Source organism: Chelativorans sp. ZYF759, assembly GCF_012911015.1.
Lineage (GTDB): Bacteria > Pseudomonadota > Alphaproteobacteria > Rhizobiales > Rhizobiaceae > ZYF759.
Map to the genome: position 1 here is coordinate 84,319 of NZ_WVVV01000019.1, position 10,322 is coordinate 94,640.

A 10,322-nucleotide genomic window follows, 5' to 3' on the forward strand; every position below is an offset into this window, starting at 1 on the left:
CAGCCCATGGAACGTCTGATTTTCGAGCCGGAGCACGAACAGTTCCGGGATACCGTCCGGCGATTCTTCCAGAGGGAGATCGGTCCGCATGCGGAGAAGTGGCGCGAGCAGGGTTTCGTCGATCGCTCGGCCTACAAGAAGGCGGGCGATCTGGGATTGCTTCTCATGTGGGCTGATCCGGCCTATGGCGGCGCGGGCGCGGACGATTTCCGCTACGAGCAGATTGTGTCGGAGGAGAATTCCCGCCACGGCGACCTCGGCTTTTACATCCACCTCCATTCCGGTCTAGTCGCGCCCTATATCGGAGGGCTGGGGACCGAGGAGCAGAAGCAGCGCTGGCTACCCGGCTGCATCAGCGGCGACACGATCCTTGCCATCGCGCTCACCGAACCCGGCTGCGGCAGTGATCTTGCGGCGATGCGCTCGACGGCGGTCGACAAGGGCAGCCACTGGCTGCTCAACGGCTCGAAGACCTACATTTCAAACGGACAGATTTCCGACCTCGTCATCGTTGCTGCGCGTACCTCGGCCACGGAAAGCCATCGCATCGGCCTGTTCGTCGTGGAAGCCGGCATGGCCGGTTTCCAGCGCGGAAAGCGCCTGAAAAAAATGGGGCTGGAGGCGCAGGACACGTCCGAGCTTTTCTTCAACGACGTGGTCGTCTCCAAGGAAAACGTGCTCGGCGATCCACTCAAAGGTTTCCAGTACCTAACCAGTTTTCTGGCCGGTGAGCGCCTGGTTGCGGCTATCAGTTCGATGGCCTCGGCACAGACCGCGTTCGATATAACGCTGGAGTTCGTCAAAGAACGGCGCGCCTTCGGCCGGGCTATAGGCAAGTTCCAGAATTCGCGCTTCGTGATGGCCGACATGCGGGCCAAGCTGGACGCGATGCAAACGTTCGTCGATCAGTGCGTGCTGCTGCACAACCGCAAGGATCTGAGCGGCGACACGGCAGCGGCGGCCAAGTACCTCGCCTCCGAACTGGAGAACCGCGTGATGGACGAATGCGTCCAGCTCCACGGCGGCGCGGGGTACATGAGCGAGTATCGCATATCGCGCATGTTCACCGATGCGAGGGTGTCGCGCATCTTCGCGGGTTCCTCGGAGATCATGAAGGAGATCATCGGCCGCAAGCTTGGTCTCGATGAGCGGAAGATGAACTGAGGGGCACGCGCCTTCGCTGGCCTGATATCTTGGGAGGAGAGATCATGAAGTCCACACCCAGTCCTTATGAAGCGCCACTGGTGGCGTTCGACTTCTCACCGCTCAGGGATGCGGTCTGGAAGGACGCCGGCGCCCTCCAGTCCCGGGATCTAGGCCTTGGCAAAGCTTCCGGTGGAGAGATCGGAGCGCGCAACTTGCGGTCGCCCGATGGGGCACCGATCGAGCAGTGGCCCGACACGGACGACAGCGTGTTCAGGATGCTCTTCCTGCTTTCTGGTACCCTGACGTTCGACGTCGAGGATGGGCGAACCGCAACCCTCTCGAAATTCGATGCGATCCACTTGCCGCTTCTGGAAAGGGCGCGGAACTTTCGATTCGCCGATGATTTTGAGGCGATGGACATCCGCGTTCCAAATTTCGAAAGCGCGCTCGGACCGGGAGATTTCTCTTCGATCTTCCAGTTCGATGCACCCGTCGGCAACGACTTGGGAATCAATCGCGAAACCCCCGGCAACTACCAGACGGGAAAGGGGCCGCGCAGCTTCATGCGGTATCGTGATCTGGGATCGCAGGGCCAGACGAACGGCCGCATCCACATTCACCTTGTCAAGGTCGACGGAGCGGCGCCGGCCGGGGGCACGGGCTGGCACTACCATTCGATGGGGCAACTTTTCTACGTGCTGACCGGGAACGGAGAAATCTCCGCGGTGACGCGTGATATAATCCCCATTGGCGCGGGAGACGCCATGTGCATCGGCGCTGGCATGCTCCATAACGTGTCATCGTTTTCTTCCGACTATTCGGTGATCGAGCTTTGCCTGCCAGCCGACTACGATACGATTCCAGCATCGCCTCCCCCCGCATGACCGGTCTGCGAAGTTCGGTGGCGCAGCGTTGAAGCTTGCAAGCCTGAAGGAGGGCGGGCGCGACGGCGCGCTCGTCGTCGTCAACCGCGATCTTTCTGCCGCAGTGCGGGCTACCGGCATCGCTCCCACTCTGCAGGCCGCGCTGGATGACTGGACACGCTGTGCACCGATGCTCGAAACTCTTTATGCCGAGCTTGAGGGAGGCGGCAGGGAAGATGCTTTTTCCTTCGATCAGCGGCTGGCGCATTCACCCTTACCCAGGGCCTATCAATGGTCCGAAGGAAGCGTCTACCTAGCGCATCTCGAGCGATGCAGGCGAGCAACCAACCGTTATCTGCCTGCCACGCTCTATGAGGAGCCGGCCATGTATCAGGGCGCTTCTGACAGTTTCGTCGGGCCGCGCGATTCGATCATCGTTCACGACGAAGCTTGGGATATCGATCTTGAAGCGGGCATATGCGTCATCACTGACGACGTTCCGATGGGCGTGGGAAGGGATTCCGCCGCCGCACACATCAAGCTCGTGCTGCTGGTTAACGACGTGTCGCTACGCGCCCTTCAGCCGGCAGAAATGGCCAAGGGTCTCGGTGTTCTTCAGTGCAAGCCGGCGAACGCCTTTTCACCGGTCGCAGTTTCCCCGGGAACGCTGGGAGAAGCCTGGGCGGGCGCGATGCTCTCGCGGCCGGTTGTCAGCCGGGTCAACGGAACACTGCTCGGGCAGCCCGACGGAGCGACCGATGCTTCGTTCGATTTCCGCGACCTCATCAGCCATCTCGCGCGTACCCGCGAGATTGAAGCGGGCTCGATCATCGGCGTCGGCACCGTCGCCAATCGCGACGAATCGAGGGGCACGTCCTGCATCCTTGAAAAACGTGCGCTCGAAATACTGTCAGGCGGTGTTCCGACGACGCCTTTCCTCAAGCATGGCGACAAGGTGCGTATCGAGGCGTTCCATGAAGATGGCGTGTCGATTTTCGGCGTTATCGAGCAAGCGGTCGTTTGCAGCCGTCGTTCTTGAGTTTGGCGGTCAGCCGTACCGCCTCGCCGAGTTCCTTGCGAAGGCGAACTCCACGATCTGTCCGGCCATGATACGGAGTTGCTGGTCGATGGCCTCGTCCAGGCATCTGTCGTCCGCTCCAAAACCCGTCGCAGCCGAGTTGATGAGAACCCCAATCGGCGTCGGCCAGCCGCGCAGCGAATGGGTGATCGACCGCATTGCGCCCAAGGTAGCTCCGCCTGCCTGCCAGCCCATAGCGCAGCAGATCAGTCCTACTGCTCTTCCTTCCAGATAGGGTTGGTCGTCGTCCCGCATGTCTTCGATATAATCGAGTGCGTTTTTGAGAAAGCCGGAAATCGACCCATGATAAGCTGGAGACGAAAAGATCACGCCGTCAGCGGAGCGAAGTAGCTCGATCAGGCTAAACGCCTTCGGGCAGCGCTCACTCTTCACGGGATCGTAGATGGAATCCGGTAGCGCGGAACCCGTTACCGCCACCGTTCTCGCGCCATGGGTCTTAGCGAACGAAAGCGTCCTGCGTAGCGCGCGCTCGGATGAGGATTCTTCCCTCGTGGTTCCACCAACCCCGACTATCAGGGGCAAGCGATTCTCGTTCGCGGGTCCGAAAAAGCCTACGGATCGGTTGGGGTTCTCCATGAGCATCCTGTTTTCTCCCAGAATATTGATCGATCTCACGCTACAGTACGGAGAAATGCTTCGGGGTAAATCGTGCCCCAATTGGCTCGAACACTATTGCCTATGCAATGCCGGGGACATTTGGTGATCGGATCAGTTCCACCAGACTGACCATGCTTTTGGATAATGCGAAGGCGTTGGTCGAGCATCATGACGCGGTGATGCGCGAGATCAGGTTCAATTCGCGCCTGCTGCCTTCGGCCGGCACTGGGGCTTCACGCCGCGGGCCGGGCGCCGTTCGGGCAGCTGCGGGATCTGGTGCGCAAGGTCCAGGCCAACTGCGCGATCGACCTCGACACGAACAGCAACTCGGTGCCCTGGCGCCTGATCGGCGAGAGCGTTCAGGTCGTGGTACTGGCGGGGTCGTGGGCGATCATCCCGTGTGCCGGGGTCGGCGGCAACGGATCGTGGACCGGGCGCATTTTGTCGGCGTGGCCGGAGCCGAGGGGCCGGTGCGGGCCGCGGCGCCCCTCGAGCTTCCGCCCCTATACCTTTTCCCGGCGGCTTCTGGATGCACGACGTGGGTCGCGCGAAGTGAAGCGTAGCGGAACGTAGCGTGACCCACGGGCGACGGCCCGAATCGGCGTAGCTTTCCCGAACCGAGCCGATACGTCGGGAGCGACCAATCGCCCCCTGTGGCCCGACCACCTGGGGGGGACGCGTGCCCCGTCGGATTGGCCGTGATCGATGCCCCGTGGGGAGTCCGCGCCGGATCTGTAGAGCTTTATCCGAGCGCCAATACAGGGATCGGCGAGGATCGCGGTGGCGCGCATGCTCGAACGGAGAGAGGGAATGACCGATCAGAAACAATGGTATGCCGGCGTCGACTGGGCGTCGCAGAGCCATCATGTGTTCCTCACGGACGGTGATGGCCGAAAAATCGGCGAAAGGGTCTTCAGGCACGGCGGCGTGGGCCTCGCCGAGGTGGCGGCCTGGTTGACGGCGAACAGCGGTGCGCTCGAGGCGGGCCAGATCCAGGTCGCGATCGAGGTGCCGCATGGCCCCGTGGTCGAAACGCTGATCGAGCGCGGCTTCACGGTGCACGCCATCAATCCGAAACAAATGGATCGCTTCCGCGACCGCTTCACCCTTGCCGGCGCCAAGGACGACAGCCGCGACGCCGAAGTGATGGCCTCGGCCATGCGCACCGATCCGCGGTGCTTCCGGCCGCTCGCGGCCGCCGTTCCCGTCGTCATCGAATTGCCCGAGTGGTCACGCCTTGCCGAGGGTCTCGGGGCCGAGCGCAACCGGTTGACAAACCGCATGCGCGAGCAGCTCTGGCGCTACTTTCCGGCGCTGCTCAAGCGCCATCCCATCCGCCGCTTCGATGCCGCCCATGTGCTCGCCGTGCTGCGCAAACCACCCGTTGAGGTCGCCGCTGGGACGACCGAGGCCGCCAGCGCCCACGTCGACATGCTCATTGCGCGCATCCGCCTGGTGAACCGGCAGCTCAAGCAAGCCTAGCATCAGCTCGATGCCTTGACCGCCCGCCTCATCCCCACCGAGGAGGCTGAGCCGGGACAGACAAAGCAGCATGACGTGGAGATCTTCGCATCCTTGCCGGGAGTGGGAAGGATCGTCCTCGCCACGCTGCTTGCAGAAGCTTTCGCTGCCCTGCAGCGACGTGACTACGCCACCTTACGCAGTTTGACAGGAGTCGCGCCGGTCACCAAGCGGTCGGGCAGGAGTTGCATCGTCGTCAGAAAACAGGCCTGCCACGACCGGCTCGCCAACGCCATGTACCATTGGGCGCGCGTCTCCATTCAGCACGACCTTAGCAGCCGTTTGAAGTACGCCGCCCTTCGAAGTCGAGGTCACAGCCACGGTCGTGCACTGCGATCCGTCGCCGACCGCCTCCTCAACGTCGCTTGTGCCCTGCTGAAAGCCGGAACCACCTTCAACCCTTCCCTGGCTACCCAGAAAACCTCTTGTTAAACGGTGGGGAGTCCCCCCGCCCTGCTGCGGCCGCTTGCGGATTACGAGGCGGTTGTCGGAGTAGGCTGGTGATGACGACTGTGGATCACGACGTGCTAATCGCCACGCTCAATCGGCTGAAACTCACGGCAATCCGCGACCAGCTCGACACGCTGCTGGACGAGGCCGCTCGATCGAAGGCATCGATCCGCTCGTCAAGTGATCGCCACTCGCTTCGCATCTCGTCGATGAGCATCAGGACGCGGGGCGAAAGGTCCGAAGGCGGTTCGGCAAGGAACGGATCGATTTCCCGTTCGAAAACCTTCCGCCCTTGCCGGAAGGTTTGTCCACGCTCGAGCAGTATTGCCCGAAGCTGGTTCAAGAGCGTCCTCCGCGCTGCCACCAGACGAGAGCGGGCTCGATGCAGGGTCTGCAGGTCGAGCCGATCCTGGCTCTTCAACTCGACGAAGCGCATGGTCGGCCGTGTCGCTGCTTCTGCAATCCCCGCCGCATCGTTGTCGTCGTTCTTTTGTGCTCGGACGTAAGGGCGGACATATTCGGGCGACATCAGCCAGACATCATGCCCTTTCGCGGCAAAGAGACGACCGACATGATGAGCACCCCAGCACGCCTCCATGGCAACGGTGCAGGGTGGAAGACTACCCGCGAGGTCCGCGAGTGTCGCTCCCCTGCCGCGGCGGCGCAGAACGACCTGCCCCTCCGAGTTCAGGCCCACGACGCTGTTCAGGTTCTTGCCCAGATCAATTCCAAGGGTCACGATGGTCATCGGTTCGCTCCTTCCTCTCAAACACACCGGCACCATAACTCGGAGCCGACGGGGGGGGCGGGCCATTCCAAAAAGACGGCGCATGCCGCCGAGCAGGAGCGCGACGACGTAGCCGATGCGCGCGAGGCGTGGTTTGAGGGCCAGCCTGATCTTGATCCGGAGAAGCTTGTCTTCATCGATGAAACCGGGGCGACGACCACAATGGCGAGGCTGCGCGGACGAAGCCGCCGCGGAGAACGATGCCGGGCGGCAGTTCCCCATGGCCATTGGAAAACCACGACCTTCACAGCCGGACTTCGTCTCGGGGGTTGACCGCGCCCATGGTGCTGGACGGACCAATGAACGGCGACGCATTCCTGGCCTATGTCGATCAGGCACTCGTGCCCGAACTGACGCCTGGCGACATCGTCGTGATGGACAATCTGCCCGCCCACAAGGTCGCCGGTTTGCGTGAGGCGATCGAGGCGGCTGGCGCGCGGTTGCACTATTTGCCGCCCTACTCGCCCGATTTCAATCCCTGAGATGGCCTTCTCAAAGCTCAAGGCGCTGCTCAGAAAAGCCGCAGCCAGAACGATCCCGGACCTGTCGGAGGCCATAAAACAGGCGATCAATCAGTTCACCGACGACGAGTGCCGCAACTTCTTCATTGCAGCAGGATACGAGCCGGATTGAATGAAAAATGCTCTAGTACCGATCGCTTATCGCGCGGGCGTGTGTCGGCGATCTCGGCGTCGCGTGAGGCGGGCGCCATCAGAGCGGCCTCGATTCCCAGCGGGCTCAACAGGCGTAGCGTCTCCTCTGAGACCGCTGCATCAACGGTCAACGGGTCCCGGTAGGCTATCGCTGCCTGTCCCGTGATCAGGTCGACATCGGAATCATCCCTCGTCGATGCACCACCGACTACAAGGTGGCCCTATCCGCAGGCATATACGCATGCTGGCGGACTAGCTGGGAAGCATTCCTTGGCTGTGCCGGTCGTCGTCGCTGGTGTCGGCCATGACGACGTTCACACCTTCATTGTGAGGGACGACAGCCTCAACCGACAGACGTCGGTCTCGGGGGCAGAGGGCCGTTATCCCATCGAGACCACATATTCGCCTGTGAGACGGGTCGCCCTATCTCAGGCAAACATGTGGTAACGGAGTGGAAGACGCCGTGCTTGAGCATGCGCCGGGTGAGTTGGCGAAGAATCCCTCGACGGCATTGAGCCACGAGCACGAGGTTGGCGTGAAGTGGAAGGTCCAGCGCGGATGGCGCGCGAGCCAGGCGCGGACCTTGTCCTTCTTGTGTGCGGCGTAGTTGTCGAGGATGACATGGATGGCCTTGTCGCTCGGAACCTCGCGCTCGATGCGGTTGAGGAAGCGGATGAACTCCTGATGGCGGTGGCGCTGCATGTTCTGCGCGATGACCGTGCCGTCCAGCACGTTGAGGGCGGCAGACAGCGTCGTCGTGCCGTGGCGCGCGCGCAACCGCTGCCGATCGTTGGGAGATACAGTGAGGAGACGTTGCTGCGCATACCTCAGACTCGCACGTCAGCTCGCCAAGGGGAATCCCAGTTCGGACTCTTTTGATCCGATTAATCCACTCTATTCAGTGCGCCAAACGGTATGGGATCAAGTCTCGATCCTCATGATTGACCTCTAGGCGATAACGCAACGGTGGTACGGCGCGCTGAACGCAATCGGATCGATCACAGATGCGGCAAGATATTCCAATGGGCTGGAAAGAACCCCTGTTTCGGACATCAAGTCCTGTGGAGTATGTAAATTCGCCAGCATAAGAGATCTCGCATCCTAAGGCGATGGCGTAGCGTCGCTGCGGGGCAGCAAAACCGCCATCGACTTTCACCACCTCGGTCGCGATACACAGGTATCGCGCACCGTCGGGTGTTTCAGCTAACTGCCTTAATATTCGCCCGGGGTGTTCAAATGCCTGATGAACATTCCAAAGTGGGCAGGCGGCCCCAAAACGAGCAAACTGGAGCTTCGAGGCGCTGTGCCGCTTGGTAATGTTGCCGGCATGATCCATGCGGGCAAAAAAAATCGGCGTACCCTTGTTGCCGGGCTGTTGGAGGGTAGAGAGACGGTGGGCAACCTGTTCGACACTGGCGCCGAACTGCAGCGATAGGAGGTGGAGATCGTGCCTAAGCTCCCTTGCCGCCTGTCGAAAACGCTCATAGGGCAGTGTCAGTGCCCCTGCGTAATAGTTTCGCAGGCCGATCCGGCATATGTCGGCTGCCTCCCTCGTCCGGAAGCCAGCCGCCCCAACGATCGACTCTACCTCACGCTCGACTTCGATCACCGCCAATTGATAAGCAGTTTGGAAAGTGCGCGTGGCTTGGGCGGCATATCCGTTCAAGGTGAGCGTTCTGGATGCGGGGTCATAGCGGCGCAGGAGACGACTGCTTTCGTGTAACAGGATAGTCCGAACACCTCGATTGGCTAGATGCGTCGTTAGAGCCGTGCCTGTTTCCGCATCGGGAATTCGCAGATGGCTTGCCAGTTCTTCGGCTTTTCGGTCGAGGAGATCGACATAGTTGTCGCTGAAATGGAAGAAATCCCTTACCTCCTCATAAGGGGTGGGATCGCCCCTTGAGGTAGAGTCGCCCAGCCGGTCGTCCAGGCTGGCCAGTTGTTCACCATTGCGACTATAGGCCTGATGCACATCGAGAAGCGCTTTTGCAAAGCCGGGCGCGTTTTGTGCCACCAGCTTGAGTTCCTGAAGATTTGGCGCGTACCCATCAAAAACCGGGTCTGCTAGCGTCTCCACGAGTGCGGAAAGTACGCGATCATGATCGCTCTGGGCGATAGATGCGATATCAACCGCAAATCTTTCGGCCAGAGCCAACAGGACTGCAGCTGACGTGGAGCGCTGGTTGTTTTCGATCTGGTTCAGGTAGCTGGTGGATACGCCCAATCGCTCGGCAAAGGCAGCTTGGGTGAGTTTGACCCCCTCGCGAATCTCGCGGACTTTGCGCCCAATGAACAGTTTGGCTGGCATATTTGCAACTCCGCACTTCGCATTTCACATTGTTTATATCTTTGCTTTTGCACATAAACAGATCTTACCGCAAGCGTCGGATCATGGTTTAGAACTGCGACAATGGAGTTCAAAAATGACCCTTTTCGACACCATTTCCACGAAGCGCCGTTCCAGCACACTCGCGATGAACCTGCTGCTGGTTCTCGCAGGCTCCCTGTTGATGATCATCGCGACCAAGGTGCAGGTGCCCTTCTATCCCGTGCCGATGTCGATGCAGACGCTGGTCGCAATCGGTCTTGGCCTGGCACTCGGCCCCGTGCGCGGCACCGCGGCAGTGCTCCTGTACCTCGCACAGGGCGCGGGCGGCTTGCCTGTCTTCGCCGGCACCCCGCAGCAGGGCATCGGCTTTGCCTACATGATGGGCCCGACGGGTGGTTATCTTCTGGGCTTTGCGCTCGCCGCTTTCGTCGCCGGCCTGTTTGCCCGCTTCGGTTTCGACCGCAACCCGGTCACTGCCATGGGTGCCGCACTGGTCGCTGGCGGCGTGGTTTACCTGCCGGGCCTTGCCTGGCTCGGCCTCTTCACAGGCTATGGCGAGACGCTGCTTGCCGCCGGCCTCTATCCCTTCCTGCTCGGCGACGTCGTCAAGGCCTTGCTGGCCGCGCTAATCTTCCCTGCGGTATGGAAGTGGGTCAAAGGCGGAGAGGCGCGCTGATGCTCGAGGTACTTGTCCAACTCGACGAACGTCGGGACCATGCCCGACAGGGCGGCGGCGAAAAACGGATCGCCGCCCAGCACGCCAAGGGCAAGCTGACCGCGCGCGAGCGCATCGAAGTGCTCCTCGACGAGGGCTCCTTCGAGGAATTCGACATGTTCGTCGCCCACCGGGCGACGGATTTCGGAATGGCCGAACAGA

The 10,322-nt window shown here is 61.2% G+C and carries 9 protein-coding genes and 4 pseudogenes; 9 read left to right on the top strand and 4 right to left on the bottom strand.

Translation table 11 applies throughout. The annotated features are described in order from the left end of the window. Positions 1-6: 6 nt before the first annotated feature. Genes GRZ55_RS20945 through GRZ55_RS20955 form a run of 3 tightly spaced genes read left to right on the top strand, consistent with a single transcriptional unit; the run spans position 7 to position 3,048 of the window. Positions 7-1,164 carry an acyl-CoA dehydrogenase family protein gene (locus GRZ55_RS20945; protein WP_169288897.1) on the top strand — a complete coding sequence of 386 codons (1,158 nt, stop codon included), beginning with the start codon at positions 7-9 and terminating at the stop codon, positions 1,162-1,164. Positions 1,165-1,208: 44 nt separating this feature from the next. Beyond that, the gene (locus GRZ55_RS20950) at positions 1,209-2,030 is read left to right on the top strand and encodes a cupin domain-containing protein (protein WP_169288898.1); all 822 of its coding nucleotides are present in this window, start codon (positions 1,209-1,211) and stop codon (positions 2,028-2,030) included. A gap of 28 nt (positions 2,031-2,058) precedes the next feature. Continuing rightward, complete coding sequence (locus GRZ55_RS20955) at positions 2,059-3,048, top strand: fumarylacetoacetate hydrolase family protein (protein WP_169288899.1); 990 nt, start codon at positions 2,059-2,061, stop codon at positions 3,046-3,048. Positions 3,049-3,057: 9 nt separating this feature from the next. Here GRZ55_RS20955 and GRZ55_RS20960 read toward each other — a convergent pair whose 3' ends face one another. Next, on the bottom strand, positions 3,058-3,690 hold the full coding sequence (locus GRZ55_RS20960) for an NADPH-dependent FMN reductase (RefSeq protein WP_246734912.1): 633 nt from the start codon (positions 3,688-3,690) through the stop codon (positions 3,058-3,060). A gap of 140 nt (positions 3,691-3,830) precedes the next feature. Between GRZ55_RS20960 and GRZ55_RS20965 the strand changes: the two are divergent. The 3 genes and pseudogenes from GRZ55_RS20965 to GRZ55_RS23520 all read left to right on the top strand — a co-directional run. Further along, positions 3,831-4,268 (top strand): annotated as a pseudogene (locus GRZ55_RS20965) (hypothetical protein); the annotation flags it as partial. Positions 4,269-4,494: 226 nt separating this feature from the next. Then, on the top strand, positions 4,495-5,187 hold the full coding sequence (locus GRZ55_RS23515) for an IS110 family transposase (protein WP_246734918.1): 693 nt from the start codon (positions 4,495-4,497) through the stop codon (positions 5,185-5,187). A gap of 15 nt (positions 5,188-5,202) precedes the next feature. After that, positions 5,203-5,658, top strand: coding sequence for an IS110 family transposase (locus GRZ55_RS23520; protein ID WP_246734913.1), 456 nt, complete (start codon positions 5,203-5,205; stop codon positions 5,656-5,658). A gap of 169 nt (positions 5,659-5,827) precedes the next feature. On the opposite strand, the pseudogene GRZ55_RS20975 reads toward GRZ55_RS23520, so the two are convergent. Further along, positions 5,828-6,424, bottom strand: a pseudogene (locus tag GRZ55_RS20975) (IS110 family transposase); the annotation flags it as partial. A gap of 69 nt (positions 6,425-6,493) precedes the next feature. On the opposite strand from GRZ55_RS20975, the pseudogene GRZ55_RS20980 reads away from it, so the two are divergent. After that, positions 6,494-7,096 (top strand): annotated as a pseudogene (locus tag GRZ55_RS20980) (IS630 family transposase); the annotation flags it as partial. Positions 7,097-7,561: 465 nt separating this feature from the next. Here GRZ55_RS20980 and GRZ55_RS20985 read toward each other — a convergent pair. Then, positions 7,562-7,884 (bottom strand): annotated as a pseudogene (locus GRZ55_RS20985) (IS630 family transposase); the annotation flags it as partial. A 130-nt stretch (positions 7,885-8,014) separates the two neighbouring features. Then, entirely contained in the window at positions 8,015-9,424 is a 1,410-nt protein-coding gene (locus GRZ55_RS20990; protein ID WP_169288901.1) for a short-chain fatty acyl-CoA regulator family protein, read from the bottom strand. 115 nt (positions 9,425-9,539) lie between these two features. On the opposite strand from GRZ55_RS20990, the gene GRZ55_RS20995 reads away from it, so the two are divergent. Both GRZ55_RS20995 and GRZ55_RS21000 read left to right on the top strand, forming a co-directional pair. After that, positions 9,540-10,121: a biotin transporter BioY gene (locus GRZ55_RS20995; protein ID WP_169288902.1), complete on the top strand. Its 582-nt coding sequence runs from the start codon at positions 9,540-9,542 to the stop codon at positions 10,119-10,121. Continuing rightward, positions 10,121-10,322, top strand: a 202-nt coding sequence (locus GRZ55_RS21000) for a carboxyl transferase domain-containing protein (RefSeq protein WP_306785621.1), incomplete at its 3' end; no start/stop codon positions are given. The genes GRZ55_RS20995 and GRZ55_RS21000, both read left to right, overlap by 1 nt.